Source organism: Arthrobacter sp. ISL-72 (genome assembly GCF_018613755.1).
Lineage (GTDB): Bacteria > Actinomycetota > Actinomycetes > Actinomycetales > Micrococcaceae > Arthrobacter.
In genome coordinates, this window is the sequence record NZ_JAGGPP010000033.1 from 1 (window position 1) to 22,043 (window position 22,043).

Annotated in this window: 21 protein-coding genes; 4 read left to right on the forward strand and 17 right to left on the reverse strand. The window is 66.3% G+C overall.

Annotated features, from left to right (window positions below):
* Positions 1-172 precede the first annotated feature (172 nt).
* The 8 genes from J7I92_RS20710 to J7I92_RS20745 form a co-directional block, all read right to left on the reverse strand.
* Complete coding sequence (locus J7I92_RS20710) at positions 173-2,038, reverse strand: IucA/IucC family siderophore biosynthesis protein (protein ID WP_214843562.1); 1,866 nt, start codon at positions 2,036-2,038, stop codon at positions 173-175.
* Positions 2,035-2,598: a GNAT family N-acetyltransferase gene (locus J7I92_RS20715; protein ID WP_214843567.1), complete on the reverse strand. Its 564-nt coding sequence runs from the start codon at positions 2,596-2,598 to the stop codon at positions 2,035-2,037. The genes J7I92_RS20710 and J7I92_RS20715 overlap by 4 nt, the downstream gene beginning before the upstream one ends.
* Positions 2,595-3,992: a lysine N(6)-hydroxylase/L-ornithine N(5)-oxygenase family protein gene (locus J7I92_RS20720; protein ID WP_214843569.1), complete on the reverse strand. Its 1,398-nt coding sequence runs from the start codon at positions 3,990-3,992 to the stop codon at positions 2,595-2,597. The genes J7I92_RS20715 and J7I92_RS20720 overlap by 4 nt, the downstream gene beginning before the upstream one ends.
* Positions 3,989-5,572: a pyridoxal-dependent decarboxylase gene (locus J7I92_RS20725; RefSeq protein ID WP_251040264.1), complete on the reverse strand. Its 1,584-nt coding sequence runs from the start codon at positions 5,570-5,572 to the stop codon at positions 3,989-3,991. The genes J7I92_RS20720 and J7I92_RS20725 overlap by 4 nt, the downstream gene beginning before the upstream one ends.
* A 189-nt stretch (positions 5,573-5,761) precedes the next feature.
* Complete coding sequence (locus J7I92_RS20730) at positions 5,762-6,193, reverse strand: ATP-binding protein (protein WP_214843571.1); 432 nt, start codon at positions 6,191-6,193, stop codon at positions 5,762-5,764.
* A complete protein-coding gene (locus J7I92_RS20735) occupies positions 6,190-6,522 on the reverse strand; it encodes an STAS domain-containing protein (protein WP_214843573.1) in 333 nt (110 codons plus the stop codon). Before J7I92_RS20735 ends, J7I92_RS20730 begins: the two co-directional genes overlap by 4 nt.
* A complete protein-coding gene (locus tag J7I92_RS20740) occupies positions 6,519-8,567 on the reverse strand; it encodes a glycosyltransferase family 2 protein (RefSeq protein ID WP_396020438.1) in 2,049 nt (682 codons plus the stop codon). The genes J7I92_RS20735 and J7I92_RS20740 overlap by 4 nt, the downstream gene beginning before the upstream one ends.
* Positions 8,568-8,778: 211 nt before the next feature.
* Positions 8,779-9,456 carry a hypothetical protein gene (locus J7I92_RS20745; protein WP_214843575.1) on the reverse strand — a complete coding sequence of 226 codons (678 nt, stop codon included), beginning with the start codon at positions 9,454-9,456 and terminating at the stop codon, positions 8,779-8,781.
* Between the two features lie 129 nt (positions 9,457-9,585).
* Between J7I92_RS20745 and J7I92_RS20750 the strand changes: the two genes are divergently transcribed.
* Positions 9,586-10,323 carry a GAF and ANTAR domain-containing protein gene (locus J7I92_RS20750; protein ID WP_214843577.1) on the forward strand — a complete coding sequence of 246 codons (738 nt, stop codon included), beginning with the start codon at positions 9,586-9,588 and terminating at the stop codon, positions 10,321-10,323.
* A 74-nt stretch (positions 10,324-10,397) separates the two neighbouring features.
* Here the strand turns inward: J7I92_RS20750 and J7I92_RS20755 are convergent, their stop codons facing one another.
* From J7I92_RS20755 to J7I92_RS20785, 7 genes are all read right to left on the reverse strand, one after another.
* Positions 10,398-10,754 carry a GNAT family N-acetyltransferase gene (locus J7I92_RS20755; protein ID WP_214843579.1) on the reverse strand — a complete coding sequence of 119 codons (357 nt, stop codon included), beginning with the start codon at positions 10,752-10,754 and terminating at the stop codon, positions 10,398-10,400.
* Positions 10,751-12,199: an acyltransferase gene (locus J7I92_RS20760; protein ID WP_251040255.1), complete on the reverse strand. Its 1,449-nt coding sequence runs from the start codon at positions 12,197-12,199 to the stop codon at positions 10,751-10,753. The genes J7I92_RS20755 and J7I92_RS20760 overlap by 4 nt, the downstream gene beginning before the upstream one ends.
* Before the next feature lie 99 nt (positions 12,200-12,298).
* Positions 12,299-12,691: a DUF1304 domain-containing protein gene (locus J7I92_RS20765; protein WP_214843582.1), complete on the reverse strand. Its 393-nt coding sequence runs from the start codon at positions 12,689-12,691 to the stop codon at positions 12,299-12,301.
* A 135-nt stretch (positions 12,692-12,826) separates the two neighbouring features.
* Complete coding sequence (locus J7I92_RS20770) at positions 12,827-13,717, reverse strand: class II fructose-bisphosphate aldolase (protein ID WP_214843584.1); 891 nt, start codon at positions 13,715-13,717, stop codon at positions 12,827-12,829.
* A complete protein-coding gene (locus J7I92_RS20775; protein ID WP_214843586.1) occupies positions 13,717-15,183 on the reverse strand; it encodes a GntP family transporter in 1,467 nt (488 codons plus the stop codon). Before J7I92_RS20775 ends, J7I92_RS20770 begins: the two co-directional genes overlap by 1 nt.
* 263 nt (positions 15,184-15,446) lie before the next feature.
* A complete protein-coding gene (locus J7I92_RS20780; protein ID WP_214843588.1) occupies positions 15,447-16,346 on the reverse strand; it encodes an NAD(P)-dependent oxidoreductase in 900 nt (299 codons plus the stop codon).
* Between the two features lie 30 nt (positions 16,347-16,376).
* Positions 16,377-17,936, reverse strand: a complete 1,560-nt coding sequence (locus J7I92_RS20785) for a four-carbon acid sugar kinase family protein (protein ID WP_214843590.1) — start codon at positions 17,934-17,936, stop codon at positions 16,377-16,379.
* 151 nt (positions 17,937-18,087) lie between these two features.
* Here J7I92_RS20785 and J7I92_RS20790 point away from each other — a divergent pair, with 151 nt between their 5' ends.
* The 3 genes from J7I92_RS20790 (at position 18,088) to J7I92_RS20800 (ending at position 20,096) form a co-directional block, all read left to right on the forward strand.
* On the forward strand, positions 18,088-18,798 hold the full coding sequence (locus J7I92_RS20790) for a FadR/GntR family transcriptional regulator (RefSeq protein ID WP_214843592.1): 711 nt from the start codon (positions 18,088-18,090) through the stop codon (positions 18,796-18,798).
* A gap of 138 nt (positions 18,799-18,936) precedes the next feature.
* Positions 18,937-19,791 carry an SGNH/GDSL hydrolase family protein gene (locus J7I92_RS20795; RefSeq protein ID WP_396020433.1) on the forward strand — a complete coding sequence of 285 codons (855 nt, stop codon included), beginning with the start codon at positions 18,937-18,939 and terminating at the stop codon, positions 19,789-19,791.
* 95 nt (positions 19,792-19,886) lie between these two features.
* Positions 19,887-20,096 carry a dodecin gene (locus J7I92_RS20800; RefSeq protein ID WP_214843594.1) on the forward strand — a complete coding sequence of 70 codons (210 nt, stop codon included), beginning with the start codon at positions 19,887-19,889 and terminating at the stop codon, positions 20,094-20,096.
* A gap of 12 nt (positions 20,097-20,108) precedes the next feature.
* Here J7I92_RS20800 and J7I92_RS20805 read toward each other — a convergent pair whose 3' ends face one another.
* Both J7I92_RS20805 and J7I92_RS20810 read right to left on the reverse strand, forming a co-directional pair.
* Positions 20,109-20,306: a hypothetical protein gene (locus J7I92_RS20805; protein ID WP_214843596.1), complete on the reverse strand. Its 198-nt coding sequence runs from the start codon at positions 20,304-20,306 to the stop codon at positions 20,109-20,111.
* A 165-nt stretch (positions 20,307-20,471) separates the two neighbouring features.
* A complete protein-coding gene (locus J7I92_RS20810; protein WP_214843598.1) occupies positions 20,472-22,043 on the reverse strand; it encodes a serine/threonine-protein kinase in 1,572 nt (523 codons plus the stop codon).

Below are 22,043 nucleotides of genomic sequence, written 5' to 3' on the forward strand. Positions count from 1 at the left end.
CCCACCCGGCGGCGCCACCAGGGCCTCACACTAGGAACCGCAAAGCCTTCATGGACGCCCCAGCCAACTGCGGAGCGGCGCCCAGTAGATCCGTTCAATCAGGAACCACACCGCTGCCGCAAGAAAAGACCGACTGCCCAGAGACCACGAAACCCACTAATTCAGCAGGCTCCTAGGCGAACTTCGCCAGCGGGTTGTCCAGCCGGCCGGCCATCTGCAGCCCGCCGGACGGGTCCGACAGGTCCAGCATCTGCTGGTTGTTGCGCAGCTGCAGCCTGTTGAGGCAGGAGAACTCGAAGTCCGCGGCGAACAGGTTGTGGCGGGCAAACTGGTCCGCGAGTTCCGGCTGCTCTGCCTGGTAGTCATGTACGGCCGCCGCCGCGATGCGCCAGAATTCCTGGCCGGTGAGCACGCCGTCTTCCTCGAGGAGGGCGCTGAGGAACCGGAAGATGCAGTCGAACACGTCGGTGAAGATGGCCAGGACCTTCTCGCCGTCCGGGATCTCGACCTTGATCCGCGATACTGCCTCGGGCAGGTCAAGCCTGTCCCCCATCACCACGATTTCCTCGGCGATGTCCTTCATGACGGCGCGGACCGGCACTCCGTTTTCGAGGACCAGGATCACGTTCTCGCCGTGCGGCATAAAGGCGAGCTCGTAGCGGTACAGGCAGTGCACCAGCGGGACGAGGTACGCCTCGAAGTATTGCCGCAGCCACGCCCCCGGCTCGAGGCCGGACTGTTCGATCAGCGCTGACACCATGGGTCTGCCCGCCGCATCCACATGCAGGAGCGAAGCCATGGTGGCCAGCTGCTGGCCGTCCCTGAGCAGCGGCAGCGGGCTCTCCCGCCACAGCGCGGACAGCATCTTCCTGTACGGGGAACCCTTCGCCGAAGCCGCCTCGTAGTAGTCGTTGTGGTATCCGATGGCTGCCACTTCGCGGATCATCGTCAGACCACGGCCCTGCAGTGCCTCGTCGCCGTCGATGAGCTCCTGGAGCCAGTCATTGATTGCAGGTGTGGCCTTCATGTATTGCGGCGACAGCCCGCGCATGAAGCCCATGTTCAGGACGGACATGGCAGTCTTTACGTAGCTTTTTTCCGGCGCAGCCGTGTTGAAGAACGTCCGGATGGATTGCTGGGCCTGGTAGCTGTCAGCCCCGATCCCGAGGTGGACGATGTGTCGCCGGGCGATTTCGGCCGCAAACGTGACCGTCAGCTTGTTCTCCCATTGCCAGGGGTGCACGGGCATCAGGAAATACTGCGCCGGGTCCAGGTCCAAGGCATTGAGCTCGGTGTCGAAGAACGCCAGGGTGCCTGCTCCGAGTTCGGCTGCCAGATGGGCGGCGTAGTCCAGGCCCTCGCTCGACGTGAACACGGCCTTGCTCCGGTGCACCGCGATCCATTCCAGCTGCACCGGGGCGCCCGCTTCCGGGGCAAAGGCACGGTAGTCGTCGATCCCGAAGCCCAGCCGGCCATTATTGGCCACAAAACACGGGTGCCCCTCGGTCATGCTGCGTTCAATCGTCTGGAAGTCCGTGGCGACGTCTGCTCCGCGGGTCACTCCGGCGGCCAGTTCAGCTGATGACGGCTGGCCCCTCCACTGCTTGTACGCGTGGCTGGAGAGCGTGCTGCTGATCTCCTCGAGGTAGACCGGGAGCATCTCCAGCCGGATGCCCAGAGCCTCGTGGAATTCGGTGATGAACCGGAGCGCATCCAGCGGAGCGTCCTGCCCCTCGCGGCTGCAAGTAATGGAAGCTGCATCGACGGACCAGTGGTCCAGCTGCAGGATCCGGGCAGAGAACCGGTATTCAACCGAGGCGTCATCGGTCCGCACGCAGTACTCGTTTGCTTCGCCTCCGGCGCGGGCACCGGCGTCCGCCCCGCCACTGATGCGTTCCGGGGTGAGGATCCGCTCATGGGAGAACTCGGCCAGCGCCTTGCGGACCAGGTGCCGGTTGGCAGCGGCCCAGCGTTCCGGGGTGAGGTGGGTTGCAGCGTTGCCTGCGGTGAGGACGGATTCAAGTTCAGCGGTGGTCACAGTGATGCTCCCTGGTGGATCGGGGATGAATGAAGGGCTGCGCGGGCGGAATGGAAGGCCTCCCGCGTGCAGAAGCTGAGGAGGGCCTGCTTGTCCGGAAGGGTCACCACGCCGGCAGGCTCAAAGCCCAGGCGCGCGTTGAGGACATGGATCTTGTGGTTCCGGGCGTCGGGCTCAACCACCACCCGCTCCACGTTGTCCTTGGCGAAGAGCCGCTCGAGGACCGCTTCCATTGCCGCGGCGGTATAGCCGGTGCGGGGCGGCCCGGCCGGCGGACCGACCAGGAGGTGCATTCCAATGTCTCCGGGCTGCGTGGCGTAGACGCCCGCCAGCGGCGACAGCAACGGAAGGTACTCCTCCATCAGGAAGGCGGGAACGCCGTCGTCGAGCCCCAACAGCGCATGGTGATGCCCGCTGGCCTGGATCTTCGAGTATTCCTCCACAACGTCTCCAACGGTGGCGGACTGCATCCCCCAGAAGGAGGCGTACGGCTGGGTGACCCAGCTGTGGAGGAGTTCGGCGTCGGCCTCGGGGTCGTAGCAGCGGAAGGTGAAACTCACGCGTGCACCAGCCTCTGCGCCGGTATTTCGGATGGCGCCGGTGCCCCGAAATCCTGCACTCCGAAATCCTGGAACGCGATGCTTTGTTCCACGGGGTAGACCTCGCGGCCGCAGATCTCGCGCAGGATGCACGAGTTGCGGTAGGCCGCCATGCCGAGGTCCGGAGTGACGAAGCCGTGCGTGTGCAGCTCGGCGTTCTGGACGAAGATTTCGCCGGGCTCGACGCCGGTGCTGTAGTTGCGTTCGACAGCAAACCTGCCGCGGCTGTCCCGGGCGATACGGCCCTGCACTCCGGCCAGGAACTCAGGCTCGCGGTAGCCGTAGCCTGTGGCGAGCACCACGGCTTCGGTGTCGAGCGAGTAGTCGGCGCCCTGCTCCTCATGCCGCAGCTGCAGGGTGTGCGAACCCGAGGCCGGGTCCCAGGTGGCTCCGGTGACTGCCGAGTGCGTCAGCAGCCGGGTATCGACGATCCCGGAGAGGCTCTTGGCGTACAGGAGGTCGTAAATGGCGTCGATGAGTTCGGAGTTGATGCCCTTGTACAGGTTCTTCTGGCTCTTGATAAGGCTGTCGCGCTGGTCCTCCCGCAGGCCGTGGAAATAGTCCACATACTCCGGCGATGTCATTTCAAGGGTGAGCTTGGTGTACTCCAGCGGGAAGAACCTGCCCGAACGGGTGACCCAGTTCAGCTGGTACCCGTGCACGTCGATCTCCTGCAGCAGCTCGTAGTAGATTTCCGCCGCGCTCTGGCCGCTGCCCACGATGGTGATGCTCCGCTGTTTCTGCAGTTCACTGCGCCGCCACAGGTAGTCGGCGTTGTGGAGGACCAGTCCGCCGGCGTTCACAACCCCGTCGCAGGCCGCCGGAACATAGGGCGACGTTCCGGTGCCCAGCACCAGCCGCCGGGCGCGCAGCACCTCCGGCCCCGCCGGACCGTGCACGGACAGCGTGTACACGCCGTCGTCGTACGTGATCTCCCGGACGTCCGTCCCGAACCGTACCGAATTGAGCTGCCCGGCCACCCACTGGCAGTACTGGTTGTACTCAGTGCGCAGCGGGTAGAAGTTTTCCCGAATGTAGAAGCGGTAGAGCCGGCCCGTCTGCTTGAGGAAGTTCAGGAAGGAATACGGCGATGTAGGGTCCGCCAGGGTCACGAGGTCCGCCATGAACGGAACCTGCAGGTGCGCGGGCTCCAGCATCATCCCCGGATGCCAGTCGAACGAGTCGCGGCGTTCCAGGAACACCGCATCCAGTCCGTCCACCGGCTCGGTGAGCGCGGCAAGCCCCAGGTTGAAGGGCCCGACGCCGATTCCGGCGAAGTCGTAAATCCAGCCTGAGTCGGAGGTGCCGGAGTTTCCGGTGCGGGCGTCCGTCGTGTTCGGATGGGCGGCGCTCATGCGGCAGCCTCCTGTCCTGCGAGCAGTGCTTCGCCCGTGCGGCGGAGCAGGCTGATGATCGTGTTGATGTCCTCCGGGGTGGCTTCGGCGTTCAGCAGAGTGAATTTCAGGTAGTGGCGGCCGGCAACCTTCGTGCCGGCCACCACGGCTTCGCCCGAGGCAAAAACGGCGGCCCGGATTGCCGGGTTGAGGGCGTCGGCCGCATCCTCGTCCAGGCGGGTTCCGCCGGCCAGCACGGGACGGTAGCGGAAGACCAGCGTGCTCAGCTGCGGCTCGGAGGCGAGCTCGAAGTCAGGGTCCGAGTGAATGGCCTGCCCGGTTCGGGCGGCCAGGTCGATCGCCTCGTCCAGGAGGGCACCCACCGCGTCCGCCCCCATGATCCGGAGTGTGAGCCAGAGCTTCAGGGCGTCAAAGCGGCGCGTGGTCTGGATGCTCTTGTCCACCTGGTTGGGAATGTCCGCCAGAGCGGCGCTTTCGGGGTTGAGGTAGTCCGCGTAATAAGTCACGTGGCGCAGCATGGCCCGGTCCCGTACCAGCAGGGCGCTGGAGCTGACAGGCTGGAAGAAGGTCTTGTGGTAGTCAACGGTGACCGAGTCGGCCAGCCGGATTCCGTTCAGGCGGTGCGCGTAGCGGTTGGACACCATAAGCCCGCCGCCGTACGCGGCGTCCACGTGGAACCACGCACCGTACGCCTCGGCGAGGGCGGCCAGCTCGGCGAGCGGGTCCACCGCTCCGAAGTCAGTGGTGCCGGCGGTGCCGACAACCGCCATCGGCACCAGTCCGGCGTCGGCGGTCTGCGCGAGTGCGGCGGCCAGCGCGGCCGGGTCCATGCGGTGGTCGGGCCCGTACGCAACGGGCACGACGGCGTCGTACCCCAACCCGAGCATGGACGCCGACTTGCGGATGCTGAAGTGGCCGTCCTCGGATGCGAAAATGCGCAGCTTGTCCAGCAGGCCGGGCAGCCGGGCGGCTTCATTGCCGGGGAGCTTCCGCAGGCCTGCTACAGCGTGGTTGCGGGCGATCAGCAGCGCCTGGAGGTTGGACTGGCTGCCGCCGGAGGTGAAGACGCCATCGGCAGCGTCGCCAAGGGAGAGCCGCTCCGCGGTCCAGCCAATCAGCCTCCGCTCGATCATGGTGGCGCCGGCGCTCTGGTCCCAGGTGTCCATGGATGAGTTCACCGCGGAGAGGATGCTCTCCCCCACCAGCGCCGGGATGACGACTGGGCAGTTCAGATGGGCGGCGTACTTCGCATCGTGGAAGTAGACGGCGTCCTGCAGGTAGACCTCCTCGAGTTCGGCCAGCGCCGCAGCGGTGTCCGGCAGCGGGCGGTCGAGGTCAACAGCGCCGACGCGTAACTTGAGTTCCTCGGGCCCGACGCCGGTGAAGGGCTTGGCGGTCCGCTCCAGCTTGGTGGCGACGGCATTGACGCCCTGAAGCACCTGCGCTACATAGCGCGGCGCATTGCGGGAGTTGAAAAGGTGGTTGGTGGCGGCGAGGGCGAGCTCCACCCGGGAGCCGAAATCATGCCCGGAAGTCGGGGCGGGCAGATCAAGGATTTCATCATCCACACGAGGCAACAGCGTCACAGGTTTTCCTTTTAGGTAGGCGATCGGGGCGCACTAACGGAGCAAGGCAAGCCTTACTTAGGAGAACCTTTTAGTCAAACTTTTGTAAGCTAATTCTGAAACTGGCGGAAATCCGCTGTTACAGGGACTCAACGGAACGTCATTGACTGTCGCAGCAGCCGAGGGTGAGGCAGAATATGCGGCTTACTGCTGCGCTGCGGCCGCCGAGTTGCGCCGGCAGAGCAACGTCCAGCGGTTTCCTGCGTCCTCCTTGGCATAGGAAAACTGGTCCAGTGCCACTTTTGCAAGGGCGAGCCCGCGCCCGCTCGCGGACATGCCGTCAGGCAGTTCCGCCCCGCTCAGGTCGATGCCGGCAGGCCTGGCGTTGTCCGTGAATTCGGCAAACAGCCGCTTCGGTTCGCATTCGACGGCCAGCACGAACCGCACCGGGTCGGTCCCGGCCGGCCGCGAGTGTTCGATGATGTTGGACGCCACCTCAATAAGCGCCGTCTCAAACCGGATGCGGTCCAGGAATTCGATGCCGGGTTCCGCCTTCCAGACGTCCTCCAGCAGTTCGTGGATCAGTTCCAGGCTCTCGGGAACCGCCGCCGCCCGCACGCTGAACCGGCTGCTCATGAATAGGCCCCGTCCACCGAGGAGACGGGCTGCAGCACCTTGTTGAGCTTGGTCATTTCCAGGACGGCTGTGATCTGGGCCGTGGGGTTGGCAAGGCGAAGGTCTCCGCCCGCCTGCCGCGTTTTCTTCAGCCCGGTGATCAGGGCGCCCAGTCCGGAGGAGTCAATGAAGCTGGTGCCGGCCAGATCCACCACCAGGCGGACGGTGCCGTCGCTAATGAGCGCATCGATGTTGGCGCCCAGGCGGGGCGCGGAAACCATGTTGAGCCGGCCCACGGGACGGATCACCCCCACACCGTTCGCCAGAGTCTCGTTGTTGAATTCGATCACGGTCTTACCGCCTTCTTTCTGTTGCTGTCTTTTGTCTTGCGGCGCGTGCTGCTGTTCTTGGTGCCGGCGTTGGCGGCGGCGAGCCACGCGTCGAAGCCTGGGTAGCGGACGGCTTCGACGACTACGCTGAGGATCAGCAGGTCAAAGGCAATCCAGACGAAGTTGACGGAGCTGCCCAGCACATCGCCCTGACCCAGCAGGAGGCGGATAACGCCCACGAGGGCGGCCAGGACCAGGACGGCCATGGCGACCAGCTGCGGCCGGACAAGGTGCCAGGGCAGCCGGTTGCGGGCCTGCAGCGTCTTCGGCGTGACGCGGAAGTCCAGGTCCCGGCCGAGGAACACGTTCCCGAACGCCGATGTGACCGACTTGATCCAAGTGGGGAAAAGGGCCAGCGAATATTGCTGGCCGCGCCAGGTCTTGACTCCTCGCCCCACCACCAGGAACAGGATCTGGTTGACCACCAGGAACGGGATGAGCCGGACGAAGAAATCGTTGTTCAGCGACTGCACCGGAAGGATTCCCAGGACGAGGTAAATGACCGGGGCGGCCAGGTAGACCACGGCGGCGAACCCGGTGAGATAGCTCCACATCGTTGCCAGGTACACCAGCCGCTGGGCCAGGCTCAAGCCTTTTTGCAGCAATGGATTTTCCCGGAACATCACCTGCATGGTGCCCTGCGCCCACCGGAGCCGCTGCGTCAGCATCGAATCGAGGTCCTCGGGAGCCAGCCCGTCGGCGAGCTTTTCGTGGTGATATGCGGATTCCCAGCCAAGCGAATGCAGCCGCATGCAGGTGGCCATGTCCTCGGTGACGGAGATGATGGCGAGCGGCATCACCGCCTGCGCTTCCCCGGCCTTCTCGGCATTGACGGAATCGATCAGCACGCGGACGGTTTCCACGGCCCCCAGCGGGGACCAGTCGCGCTGTGAGAGCCGGTCCAGGGCAACGTCGTCGACGACGGCGAGGGAACCGTCCACGTCGATCGTCCGGGACAGTCCCTCAATGGAGTTCAGCTCCGCGTGCAGCGCCGCGACGTCTTCCGCCACCAGGTTCCGGGCCACCGCGTCCACGCGCTCCTGAAACCGGTACGTGACATCCGCAATGGCCTGCCCTTCACTGAGCTCGTGCCGGACCTGCCGCAGATCCTCCGCCACCGTGGAGAGTGCCCGTGCGAGGCGTTCCTGCCCCGGTCCGAGCTGGCGCCGCGCCCTGGCAACAACCTTGTCCGCAGTCCGGAGCGCCTTGTTCAGGGCCAGCTCGGTTTCCGAGACGTAGCGCATGACGCCGAGCTGCATCAGGGCTTCCCGGCGGAGGATCGCGTTGGAGCCGCAGAAGAAGGCGGCGTTCCAGCCGTCCTTGCCCTGCTGGATGGGCCCGTAAAACAACGGCGCCTGGCTTCCCAGCGGATCATGGGGCGGGACATTCACAAATACCTGCGGGGTCTGGACCAGAGCCATTCGTCGGTCGTTGAAATAGCCCAGCGTGTGATCGAGGATCCTGGGGTCCGGAACCTGGTCGGCATCCAGGATCAGCATGAATTCGCCGTCGGTGGCCAGCAGGGCGTTGTTGAGGTTTCCCGCTTTGGCGTGGCGGGGACGGTCCGCCCAGTCCTCGGAACGGGTGATCCAGCCGATGCCTTCCGCTTCAGCGATGGCTCGCAGTTCCGGGCGGTTACCGTCGTCGAGGATCCAGGTCCGGTGCGGATACGTGATGTCCTTGGCGGCCCGCGCGGTTCCCATCACGAGGTCCAGCGGCTCGTTGTAGGTGGTGATGAACACGTCCACGGTCAGCCCCGGAGGCGGAACAGGTGGAGTGTCCCGTTGCCGGTACCGCCACATGGTGACGCCGAACAACAGGGAATCCAGCAAGGAGTAGGTTTCGGCGAGGGCAAGGGGAACCGCGATCCACCAGGCTTCCCAGTTGATCGACACCATCCAGCGCCAAACGATGTAGTTCAGGCCAAGGATGGCCGTGGCCAGGACAATCAGCCTGATAATCAGTTGCCGCGTTGTCATGGCCCGGCTGTCCCCCTGGATCCTCATCGGTTCAGGCAGCCGCCCGATGGGATCCGGCGCCGGGCTGAGACCGATGGAGCGGGAAAGTGCGGACTGCGCAGAAGTCAGTCCAACCATAGCCGTCCGGCAGGGCTAAGGCGCACGAAGGCAATTTGTCCCCGCCGAATCACGTGGTTCAGCTCGCCGCGATTTGGGCCGGCAGAACCGCGCGGCGCTTCAGCTTGCCGCGACCCGGGCTTCAGCTCGCCGCGATTTGCTCCTGCGAGGGGCCCTCGGGCTCCGTCAGGTGCCGCTGATGCAGCTCTTCCGCCGCCAGGTCGTACCAGGTATGGGCACCGAACGACGGGCTGCGGGTGTCCAAGTGCCGGTACAGCGCATCGGCCAGCCTGCCGAGGGCATCGTCGGACAGGGCCCGGACCGTCGCGGCGGGATCCAGGTTCCCTTCGAGGTATTCGGACAGCTCCAGGCCGTTGATGGTGCGCTGCTCCCCGCCGGGCACCACGCCGCCGCTAAGATCCGCGCGGGCGCCGCCGTCGAGGAGGGCATGGATCTGACCGTCCAGGGTGGCTTCTTCCCCTCCGGCCAATCCGGCGTGCTCCAGGCAAATGGGCAGCTCCGCCGGTTCGGCGAGCTTGAGGCGGAACGCCTCGGGGTCGCTCCCCGGGACTTCGGCGCCCAGGCCGTCCTCCCGATTGAGGCCGGCGATGTGGCGCAGGTACATCATCACTTCAGGATCCAGATGGGACGCGCTGTGGAGGTCGACCGTGATGACCTGGTCCGGGGAGAGCCGGCGCCCGCGGCGCATGATGTGCAGCAGGACGGGGTAGTTGGTTTGGGTTAGACAGCCGGTGACTTCAAGGGTTACTTGTCCGGGGTCAACATCCACACGGACGAGCACACGCAGTTTATGGTTCAAGGCTTCTCCCAATGAGACATCCAAGAGCCAGCTTCATAACTCTCCTAAACCTTACGATTTTGTTGCCCACGCCACAAGCTGGCCACCGGGGCCCGGGTCATTCCGTTCCGGGCAGACCTAGACTTAAATATGGACGAGATCACGCTGGACACCTCCGTGGCCGAACAGCTGCAGGATCTGGTCATCAGCAGCCAGGACGTCAACGAATTCCTGGCAGAGCTGTGCGAACTTTCCGCCCACTCACTGTCGAATATCCTCGGCCAGAAGGTGTCCTGCGCCGTCACGCTTAGCCGGCACCACCGGAGCACCACGGCGGCATGGAGCAACCCTGAAGCCCGGCTCTTGGACGAAATCCAGCACGACTTCGGCGAAGGCCCGTGCCTCCACGCAATGAGCACCGGCACAACGGTGCTGGTCCGGGACACACGTACTGATCCCCGCTGGCCCGAGTACGGCCGGGCAGTTGTGAACCAGGGGCAATTCAGCGTGCTGGGGGTTCCGCTGGCCCTGGATGCGAACGCTGCCGCAGCATTGAACGTCTTTGCTCCGGTCCCCGACGTCTTCGACGCCGGCACGGTCCAGAAGGCCGAACAGTTCGCCTCCCAGGCTGAGAAGGCGCTTCGCCTGGCGGTAAGGATCGGCGTCCGGCAGCAACTGGCCGAGGACCTGCGCTCCGCCATGGAGTCCCGGACTGTCATTGACCTCGCAGCAGGCATCATCATGGGCCAAAGCCGGTGTTCACAGGCGGAAGCCATGACCTTCCTCAGCAAGGCCTCCAGCGGCCGGAACCAGAAGCTCCGGGACGTGGCGGAGAAGATCGTGGCGTCGTACTCGGCAGGGACAACGACGACGCACTTCGACGCCTAACCACGTTGGACTAAGCAGGTCCGACGCCGCAGGTCCGACGCCCAGTCGGAAGCGGCCAGCGTCGGAAGCCAGTCTTAGGAAGCGGTGACCTCATCAGTTGGCGGCTGCTCCGGCCAGTCGATGAACTGCTCGTAGGCGTCGTGCTTCTTCAGGTAGGCATAGATGAACGGGCAATGCGGAATAATCCGCTTCCCGGAAGACACCACGTCATCCAAGGCGAAATGGGCCAGCACCTTTGCCAGCCCCTGGCCTTTGAATTCCTCGGCAGTGTCGGTGTGGATGAAGTCCACGTGGCCGGGTTTGTCCATAAAGCGCGATTGGACCGCCAGTTTGCCGCCCACCCGCAGTTCGTAGCGGTGGAGGTCATCATTCCGAATGGTAGTGACGTCCGGGCTGAACGTGTCTTCAGTGGACACCGTGTTCTCCGTCATGGTTCGACATTGGCACTTAATGGCGTCGGTGGCAATGGTCCCCCGGGGCCGTCCGGCGCGTCGTCGGGTGCGCCGTCCGTCGCCCTCTGCGCACGTGCATCCGTGGGTGCGGCAGCGGGTGCCGGCGGGGGCGGGTGCGGCACCGGGACCCGGCCCAGCAGCAGCACGGCCAGGGTGAAGCAGGCCGCTCCCCCGCCCAGCAGCCCGAGGGTCAGACCATTGAACGCTGCGTCCGCCACCGGAATGAACACCACGACGACGGCGGTCACCACCGCTGCGGCGGGCCGGCGGCGGGAGTGGGCGGGCGCCGTCGGACGTTCTTCCAGCCGCCCGAAAAGGGCCAGCACCGGAAGGAGGAGGGCGATGATGGCGGCCAGGACCAGCGGCCGCGACCACCACCACCCGGCGGTCCCGGCGGCCGGCTTGGGGAAATCGGTGAGCAGGAGCATCCCGGACAGGGCTGCCAGCAGCGGCAGGTGCCACAGGTAGACCGTCAGGGCGCGCCGACCGGCCAGCCCCACCACAACGCGGATCCACCGTGCCGACGCGACGCCGGTGAGCACCGGTCGGGACAGCTGCAGCGCGGCGGCCTGGGCCGTCCCGAGCAGCAGCAGGCAGAAGTTGGGCGGATTCAGGTTCACCAGCATGTTGCCGGGGTACAGCCCCAGCCCCGTGACCAGACCCAGGAGCAGGTTGCTTGCAAGGATGACGCCCAGCAGCGTGGAGTTGCCGGGCCTTCCGGCAGGGGTGTCGGCCAGGATGAACCCCAGCTGCTGGACGGCGCACCACAGGAACAGGATGTTGGCGTAAGCCAGGAGCGGCACGGCACCGCGGAAGCAGTCCACGGCCACCACCAGCGCGGCCAGGCCGGCCAGCGTCAGCCATGGGGCACGGTCGTGCAGCCTCGCCAGCAGGGGGATGTTCAGCTGGGCGGCCAGATACGCGGCCAGGAACCAGAGCGGCATGCCGGCGCCGGTGACGATCAGCTCCACCACCTGCGGTTCCACTCCGAACAGCCGCGCCGCCCACAGCCCGGCGAACATCACGGCCAGCAATGCGGCGGCTGGCCGGATGAGGCGCAGCAGCCGGGCCTGGGCGAAGTCCAGGCCGTTGCCGCCACGGGCGCGCAGCCGGCGCCAGGACTGCAGACCGGTGATGCCCCCGGCAACGAAAAAGAGGGGCATGACCATAAAGATCCAGATGACCGGCTCAAACCAGTCCTGCAGGGCGAGCGTGTTCTGGGTGCTCACGGTCCCGTCGGGGTGGAGCGCGGGGCTGACCATCATGGTGTGGCTGACCACCACCAGGGCCAGGCAGAAGAAGCGGGCCAGGTCGATCACGAGGTCGCGTTCCGGGACGTCGCGTTCCCGTGCGGGCAGGGCCTGCGCTGCGCTTGCCTGCCGGGACTGCTGTTGATGCTGCTGCGGTTGCTTCGGAACAGCCATTGCGCTCCCCTACGGAACGATTCCCTCGTACTTCCCATTGTCCGCCGGGCATCCGTCACGGGCCAGAAGCCAGGCCGCTCCGCCAACTGGCGGGCGGGCTCAGGCGAGCAGCAGCCCCAGGAGGCCGAGCACGACGGCGAGCACCGGCGTCGTGCCTTGTGTTGCAGCAGCGCGCAGGTACCTCCGTCCGGTCAGGGCGAGGACGGCGGCTGCCAGCAGCATGGATCCGCAGGACGCGAAGATGAGGGTCCAGCCGACGAGCGGTTGCCCGAGGAGGACAGCGCCGATCCCGATCAGCGCGCCGACGGCCAGGAAAAGGTTGTAGAAGCCCTGGTTGTAGGCCAGCGGACGGGTGGTTTCGGCGTCGGCCTGGGAGGCGACACCGAAGCGCTTCCACGTGGCAGGCCGGGTCCAGGTGACGGACTCCATCGTGAAGATGTAGACGTGCAGGAGGGCCGCGATCAACGCGAAAACGAGGGAAGCCGGGATCATGGCTCGATCCTAGCCTCCCTCGTTCGGAGTTTTTGTCCACTTATCGCGAGCTAAGGGCCCTCGAACGCGATACGTGGACAAAAACTCCAATCCTCCGGGGCCGGTTGCGTTAGCGCGTTGCGTTAGCGCGTTGCGTTAGCGCGTCAGGGTGGCCAGGGCGCCGGTTGCGAAGGTCTTCGCGGAGGCGTTCCACTTGCCCAGCAGGCCCTGGAGGTTTTCGCCGTCGGCCCGGTGCAAAGGGGTCTGGTCCTCCAGGGTCGCCAGGACACCGGTGCGGAGTTCGGTGTTGAAGTTCACCTTGCCCACATTCATGGCGGCCGCTTTGACCAGTTCCTCGCCCGGGATGCCGGAAGCGCCGTGCAGCACCAGCGGGATGTGGGTCCGCACCGCGATGTCCTGCAGAACATCCCAGCGCAGCTGCGGCTCCCCCTTGTACTTGCCGTGCACGTTCCCCACGGCCACGGCCAGGAGCTGAGCGCCGGTCCGGGAAACGAAGTCCTCTACCTGGGCGGAGTCGGTCAGCCCGGCGGTGCCGGTGACTGCGTCCGCGCCGGTGGTCAACGGCCGCGTTGCATCCGCACCGAACGCGCGGTCCTCATCGCCGGCCAGGCCGCCCAGTTCCGCTTCAATCACGACGTCGGCATGCCCTTGCGCTGCCAGCACGGCGCGGGCTTCGCGGACCAGCGCGATGTTGTCCTCGTACGGCAACGACGAGCCGTCCGCGAGGACCGAATCCGCGCCCGCCGCGACGGCGTCGGCAATCACCCGCAGATCCGAGGCGTGGTCCAGCTGCACTGCAATGGGAACACCGGCGGAGTCCGCCAGCCCGCGCAGCGCCGTGATGAGCCGGAGCCCGTTGGGCGTGGCGGCCGTCTTGGGGGCAACCAGCAGGATGGCGCCGCGGCCGGCCTGCTCCGCCGCTTCCACCACGGCCAGGGCGGTGGTGAAGTCGTAGCAGGTGAAGGCCGGGACGGCTGCGCCCTGCTGGAGCGCGGAAACTACCAGGTGGTCGAGTCGGGCACGCATCAGGCGCTCAGGCCTCCCACCAGGATCCAGGCCACGAAGGTCAGTGCGAAGCCGGCCAGGCCCAGGATGGTGGTCAGGACTGTCCAGGTGCGGAGTCCGTCGGACACGGTCAGGCCGTAGTACCGCACCACCGTCCAGAACCCGGCGTCGGTCACGTGCGACAGGCCCAGCGAGCCGAAACCGATGGCGATCACCAGGACGGCGATCTGCACCGGCGAGTAGCCGCCTTCGGCCACGGCCGAGGTGAGCAGGCCCGCGGTGGTGACGATGGCCACAGTGGCCGAACCCTGTGCCGCCCGGAGGGCCAGGGAGATGACGAAGCCAAGGACGATCAGGGGCAGGCCCAGGTGGTCCAGGGTCTGCGACAGGGCCGCGCCGATGCCGGAGGTGCGCAGGACTTCACCAAACACGCCGCCTGCGGCAACCACCATCAGGATCGAGGCGATGGGAGGCAGGGCGCCTTCGAAGATCTCCCCGGTTTCCCGCAGGGACCATTGGCGGCGGACGGCCAGCAGGAAGAAGGACAGGCCAACCGCGACAAGCAGGGCCAGGAAGGGGTTGCCGACGAACGCCGCAACGCCGTACATGAAGTTGTCCTTGGCGATGGTGAGCGTGCCCACCGTGCCGAGCAGGATCTGCACGATCGGGGCTGCGATGAGGAAGATGATCAGGCCGGGGCGGGGAGGTGCAACGGCAAGGGCACCGGGGCCGTCGTGGCCCACCTTGACCAGCGAGTCGGAGCCGAATTCCTCCACCTGCGCCTTGACGCTGGGCAGAAGTTCGTAGTCCTTGCGGTTCATGATGCTGGCCACCCAGTAGGACAGGAAGCCCAGGGGCACGCAGATGAGGAGCGAGAAGAGGGTGATGAGTCCGATGTCGGCACCGAAGACGCCGGCGCCGGCCACGATGCCCGGGTGCGGCGGCACGGCAACGTGGATGGACAGCATGATGCCGGCCATGGGCAGGCCGAACTTGACCGGGTGCACCTTGGCGATCTTGGCGAAGGCGTAGACGATCGGGACCAGCACGATGACGCCCACCTCGAAGAACACCGGGATAGCGACGAGGAAGCCGACGGCGGTGAGCGCGACGGCAACGCGCTTGGCGCCCAGCTTTTCGGTGAAGTGCGAGGCCAGCGACTGGACGCCGCCGGAGACTTCGATCATCCGGCCCAGGATGGCGCCGAGTGCGATCAGCAGCGCCACCTTGCCCATGGTGCCGCCAACGCCGTTGGCAACCACCGTAAAGACATCCTTCAGCGGAATCTGCGATGCCACGGCCACGAGGATGCTGACCGTCAGCAGCGCCACGAAGGCCTGGATCTTGAAGCGGATGATCATGACCAGCAGCAGCGCGATGCCGAGGGCGGCGATGGTCAGCAGGAGCGGAGTTCCCAGCTCCACAGCCGGCTTGATGACGGGAGCGTCAGCCGCCCGCACCATCAAAGAGTTGATCAGGGGGTTCATCGGGGATGTCTCCTTTGACAGGATTTTCTTCGAAAAGGGTACCGAGGGAAAGAGTTCGACGGCGCGTGGTTCGACGACGAACGGCTCAACAGCGGGAGGTTCGACGACGGCGGAGGGGGACCGCCGTCGTCGGGCTTGAGGGCCTTGGAGTTTTTGTCCAGATAACGGGACCTAAAGGGGTTTTAAGTCGCGTTATCTGGACAAAAACTCGAAAGGGGGAAGGGGTGAGGCGGGGCTTGGGGGGGTTGGGGGGGTGAGAGTCGTTAGGCGGTGCGCTTGGTGGGGGCCACTACCTTGATCACCGCTGAATCGTCGGCGGCGGCGAGGCCCTGGGCCTGGCCCAGGAGGTAGAGCTGCTCGGCGGCGGCGGCAACGGGTGCTGCGAGGCCCGCGGCACGGGTGGCCTTGCCCACGATGCCCATGTCCTTCACGAAGATGTCCAGGCGGCTCAGCACCTCGGCGCCGTCCTCCGTGTAGGCCTGGAGGATGCGCGGCCCGCGGTTGGAGAGCATGAAGGAGCCCGCAGCGCCGGCTTCGAGGGCCGCGAGGGTCTTCTCCAGGTCCAGGCCGAGGGCGTCGGCCAGAGCCAGGGCCTCGGCGGCGGCGGCGATGTGCACACCGCAGAGGAGCTGGTTGACCGTCTTCAGGGCCTGGCCGTCGCCGGGCTTGTCGCCAACCACGGTGAGCGTGGACGCCAGCAGCTCGAGGGCGGGCGCGGCCTTTTCGCGGGCCTCCGGCGATGCGCCCACGACGATCAGCAGGTCGCCTTCACCGGCGCGCTTGGGGCCGCCGGAAAGCGGCGCGTCAACCAGGTCGACGCCGTATGCCGCCAGGCGGTCCACGGTGGCCGGGATGGCTTCGGTGCCCACGGTGCTGCCCAGGATGACGACGGCGCCCGGCTTGAGCACGGCGGCCACGCCGTTATCGCCGAAGAGGACGTCGTTGAGCTGCTCGCCGTTGCGGACGGCCAGGAGGAGGGCGTCGGCACCAACAGAGGCCTTCCGGGCGGAGGCGAAAGTGCGGATGCCGGCTTCTTCCGCGAGCTTCAGGCGCGGCTCGGCAATGTCGAAGCCGTGCACGGTGAGCTGGCTGGCGAGGCGGGTGGCCATCGGCAGGCCCATGGCGCCGAGGCCCAGGACGGTGATGGTGTAGTTGCTGGTCATGGTGTTCTCCGTTGAAATTCTGAGGGACGGCTAGAAGGTGCTGCTGAGCTTGCGGGTGACGTCGGAAAGGGACTGGTCATCGCCCACGTTTCCGGCGAAAACGATGTACGGAATGCCCTTGGCGGGACCGTCCACGGGCTCCCACAGGCTCACGATGCCCGGAAGCATGGGGCCGCGGACAATCGCGTGGCGGATTTCCAGGCCGTGCGCGGCCACGTCCGAGGACGTAATCCCGCCCTTGGCGATGACGAACCGCGGCGGGAAGGTCTTGAGCGTGCGGTTCACGAGGGCGACGACGGCGGCGGAGACTGTGCGGGCGATCTTCAGGCTCGCTGCGGCGTCGTCCGTCTTGATGAGCAGGCGGCTGGTGTGGACGATGACGTCGCCGCTGCGCAACGCCTCAACCACCCTGTCCACCGTCCGGTCGAGGTAACCGGCGCCTGTTTCGGCGCCTGTTTCGGTTTCGGCAAGCAGCTTCTCGACGTCGATCTCGATAATGCGTGCTGCACGGTGCTGTTCGGTGAGGGCCTTGAGCTGGCGTGTGGTGACGCCGACGTGCGAGCCGACCACAATCAGTCCGCCGGCTTCCGACGGCGTGTTTCCGGCATAGGCCTCGTCGCCGGTAAGCGCGGCGCGGATTTCCTGGCCGATGCGGCCGCGGACGAACGGCGGGCCTACCCGGTACAGGAGCTTCTTCCCGCGGCGTTCGGCTTCTTCGAGGCCCAGCGAGAGGGCCCGGAAGTCATTTTCGGTGACGATGTCTGCCACGATCGGGGTGGAGTCGGTGGCGGCCTCGATCGCGTCGGCGATGGCCTTGGCGGAGATTGCCGGATCTCCGGCCGCGGCACCGGCACCGGCACCGGCACGGATGATGTTGAGGTCCAGGACGATCACCGAGTCCGCGGCGAAGCGGCCCTGCGACTTCTCTTCCACGTACTTGGCCATCTCCGAGTTGGCGAATCCGAAGCTCGCATCCCTGGCGAACTCGGTTTCGGCCACGGGAATCAGGGTTCCGGCGGCATCACCGGTGCCGCGCATGTAGTGCACACCGCCGATGGTGACGCGGCCGGCGTCGGGAAATGCCGGAACAATCACGACGCCGTCAGTCACTTCGCCGCTGACGGCGGCAACAGTGGCGGCAATGACGTCCGGTTCCAGCGGATAGTGGCCGCGGAGGGTCGAATCGCTGCGGCTGACGAATCCCAGCCGCAGGCGGGGGTTGGCGTTGCCGGCCGCACCGGATGCGGAAACCGCAACGGAATCTGCCGCGGCCAGGGCATTGCGGACGATTTCCTCATTGCGGGCGGCGGCTTCGGCCGGGTCCAGGCTGCGGGTGTTCGTCAGCACGTACACAGCGGGCTTGGTCTTGCTCTCCCGGATGTGTGAGAAGGCCCAGGTGAAGTCGGCCACATCCCAGCGGGTGAGCACCGGCAGGTCCGCTACGGACTGCGTGCCGGTGGGGTCGTCGTCGAGCACTACGAGCACCCGGGGTGAGGCTGCCGACGAAGCCGCTACAGCCCCGGCAACCAGCTCAGCGGGAATCTGGACCTCTGCCGGGAAGGCTGCCAGCACATCTGCTTCAAGGGGCATTTTGCACTCCGTTGTGTATGTAATCTCTGCTGCTTTTGACATTTGTAAGATGTCAGACATCTTGCATCTGAATGCTAGTGTGTCATAAGGCACAGGGACACGCAAGTAGACTTGTCGGACAAATCGTCGCTCACGGCTGAACGGGGGAAAATTGGCACGTAAATCACTGGTCGGCGTGGTGGCCGATGAGCTCCTGGACCGGATCATTGCCGGCGAGTTCCCTCCCGGCGCAAGCGTCCCCGGCGAGCTGGAGCTGAGCGCGAAGCACGAGGTCAGCCGGATGACGGTGCGCGAGGCCATGAAGACCCTCGAGGCACAGCGGATCCTCAGCGTGGAGCGCGGGCGCGGGACGTTCGTCAACCCGCTCAACCGGTGGGCCTCCCTGGAGGCGGTCCTCCGCGCCGCCTCCGAGGGCCAGAATGACGCCGCTGCCGCCATCCAGCTGATCGAACTCCGGCGGATGCTAGAAACGGGTGCCTGCGAACTGGCTGCCGGCCGCGTCAGCGACGCTGACGTCAAGACCCTGCACGGCTACGTTGCGGCCATGCGCAAGGCCCATGACTCCGACGACTTGGCCGCCTTTGTCGAAGCCGACCTGGCCTTTCACGACCTAATCCTGCGCGCCTCGGAGAACGTCTTTGTGGCCGTGCTCTTTGAACCCCTGCACCGGGTGCTGGAGAAGCGCCGCACGCAGACCTCCCAGTTCCGCGACATCCAGGAGCACGCCATCGGGCATCACCACGCAATCGCCGAGGCCCTGGAATCCCGGGACGCCGCGCGCGCCCGCAGCGCCATGGATGCCCACATGCAGCAGACCCTCGATGATCTGAAGACGTACGTGCTCGAGGCGAAAACCACCTGAGCCGCGGGCGGGGCGGGACCGCCGGGACCAGCCGGAGAGGCGGGACTGCCGGGACCACCGCCCTTCGGCCCCTCCGGACCCGCGAACTTGCGCCCTTCGACCCTGTTTTCGCCCGCAACCCGGCGTCACCATAAGGGAATGAACGCGTTAATGTTTCCCGACCCGGAGCGGATCCCCTCCGGAACCCCCACGCAGGGTGCGCATCCGTGGAACCGGTACGTTGCCTTGGGCGATTCCTTTACCGAAGGGTTCGGCGATCCCGAACCGCAAAGCCCCGGTGGAGTCCGCGGCTGGGCCGACCGCGTTGCTGAAGAACTCAGCACGGGCCACTCCGATTTTGCCTACGCCAACCTCGCCGTCCGCGGACGCCTGCTCCAGCAGATCGTGGATGAGCAAGTGGGCCCGGCGCTGGAACTCAAGCCGGACCTGGTCACCTTCTCCGCTGGAGGCAATGACCTTGTCTTCCGTGGCGCTGATCCCGACCGGCTGGCCGAGAAGCTGGATCCCGCCGTCAGGAGCCTCAGCAGTACCGGTGCCACGGTGGTCATCTTCACGGGGCCGGACTGGGGCAGCACGCCCGTCTTCAGTCACATCCGCGGGAAGGTGGCCATCTTCAATGAGCACCTCCGGACCATCGCAGCCAGATACGACGGCGTGATTGCCGATCTGTGGGCGCTTCGGCAACTGAGCGACCCGCGGATGTGGGACCCGGACCGCCTGCACTTCTCACCTCTGGGCCACCACACCATCGCAGCCATGGTGTTGGAAACTCTGAACGTGCCCCACACCCTGAAGCCGCTGGAACCGAAGGCCCTGCCCGCCAGCAGCTGGCGGGAGGCCCGCAGCAGCGACCTCATCTGGGCCAAGGACTATCTGTTTCCATGGGTCCTGCGCAAGGTCAGGCAGCGGCCGGCAACGCCCGGACTCCTGCCAAAACGCCCCGAGCCCGGACCGGCCTACAGCCCGGGAATGCGCGAGGAGGAGGCCAGCTGAACCCGCACGTTGCCCTAGTTCTTCTTCGCTCCGTCGGCTAATCTGCAGGGACGGCCCGCAGTTCCGGGTGTCAATGGAGATTATGAGGAGCGAAGTTGTCGAATCACACCTACAGCATTTCTGAAATTGTCGGAACGTCAACCGAAGGTGTGGACGCCGCCGTCCGCAACGGGATCGCCGAGGCCGCGAAGACGCTCCGGAACCTGGACTGGTTCGAGGTCAAGGAAGTCCGCGGGCACCTTGAAGACGGCAAGGTGGCCGACTGGCAGGTGACCATCAAACTCGGATTCCGGCTGGAGCGCTAAGCTCAGCTCAGTTCAGCGCGAGGTTGGGCCCGCCGTGCTGCGGCGCCAGACGGTGGGTTCGCCCTTGTAGGACGGGAAAATGTGTCCTTCGAAGATCGTGAGAAGGTCCTGCGGTGCGGCGTCGGGGGCCCAGAGCCCGGAAGCCGGGCAGTGTGTTCCGGTGGCTCCGGCTGCGGCCACGCGCTCCCGGAGCAATGCGATGCGCTTCATCGTTGAATCCCATCCTTGGTAGTCGAAAAGGTCTACCCCAAGGCTAGGAAACCGTGCGTGCTTGCCCAATGGGCTTTTGCCCATAATCAGTGCCGCGCGAGGGGCACTTGCACAGCGGCCAGCGCCACCCAAGCCATCGTCAGCTACCCGTGGGCACCGGCGTGGTCAGGGTACGCAGGCCCTGACCGGTTCGGGCGTGGCCTGGCCGGTGCTGCGACGGATCAGGACTTCCACGCACGTCTGGGCATCCGGGCTGGCGATCAGCACTGCCCGGGCTTCGCTGGAGGTGGTGTACTCGCCGGACTCCATAACGGACACCGGGCGCCACATGTACACGTCCCCGTCCGCCGGGTCAGGGTTTTCCCACGTGAAGGTCACGGACCCGCCGGCCTTTGTTCCGGCCAGCTTGGCGGGCGCCGGGACCACGCTTCCTGTCGCTACCGGATCCAGCGGTCCGTCCAATCCGGCCGAGGTCTCGGCCGGGGCCGGGGTTGGCCCGGTGCCGTTGACCAGCGCCACCCCAACCGCAGCAGCCGCCAGCACTCCGCCGGCTGCGAGCAGGAACCACTTGTATCGACGGCGGGGCTGACGGTCCGTGGCATCGTCAAGGGGAGTTTTCGGCCGCGCGGGCCGGAGTTGGGTGTCTTCGACCGCCACCGGCGTGAACGCCGCGGGACGGTCCCATGCCGCCGGAGCAGCGGGCGCCATCGCAGCCATCCCTGGCGCAAAGGCCACCGGCAGCGAAGGCCGGACCGAGGTCGTCTTGCCGGCGGATCCTGTGGCCAGCGGATCGATGGAAACCACCCCGCGGATCCGGGTGGCGTCCGCCGAGGTGTCATCGCCGGAATGGTCGCCGTCGTGGCCGTCGTCGAGAACTTCAAACCGTGTCATGGCGAGGCCGAGCTCGGCCTGGACCCGCTGCAGAGCCAGGCCGAAGGAATGCGCCGAGGGGTAGCGGGATCCGGGCTGCTTGGCCATGGCCGTCGCCAGAACCTGCTGCAGGGACTGCGGCACGTCGATCCGGCCGAGGCCGGGCAAGGGTGCGGAGGCGATCCGGGACATCAGCTCCCGCGGCGAGTTGTTCCCGCCGGCAACAGCGAACGGCGAGTGGCCGGCCAGCAGCGTGTAGATCGTGGCCCCCAGCGCCCAGACATCCACCATCACGCCGTTGGCGTCCGAGCGCTGGAAGGCTTCCGGCGGAGACCACGGAATGGACATGCCGCCGTCGTCGTCCCCGGCCGAATCAGTGGTGCCGGAAATGCCGAAGTCCGTGAGGGCGGGCCGGTTGTAGTCGGTCACCAGGATGTTGGCGGGCTTGATGTCCCGGTGGGCGATGCCTGCCCTGTGGGCGGTTTCGACGGCGGACGCCACCTGGACGCCGACGGCGAGGGCGTCGTCGACGCTGAAGCGCTGGCGCCGAAGCCGGGTGTCCAGGTTGGGCTTGGAGCAATACTCCATCGCCAGGTAGGAGTGCCCGGAGGCCGTGACGTTCGCTTCGTAGATGGTGACAATGAACGGGTGCGTGGACAGCTGCGCCATGAGGTTGGCCTCGGACTCGAAGCGCCGGCGCGCGTCCGCTGTCTTCAAGTCCGAGAGCAGAACCTTCACCGCCACCTTGCGCCGCGGCCTGTCCTGTTCGTAGAGGTATACATCGGCGAAGCCGCCCGATCCCAGGTGCTGGACGTACTGATAGCCCTCGATCGACGGCGGTGCCGCGGGTCCCCGCTTTGTACTCAC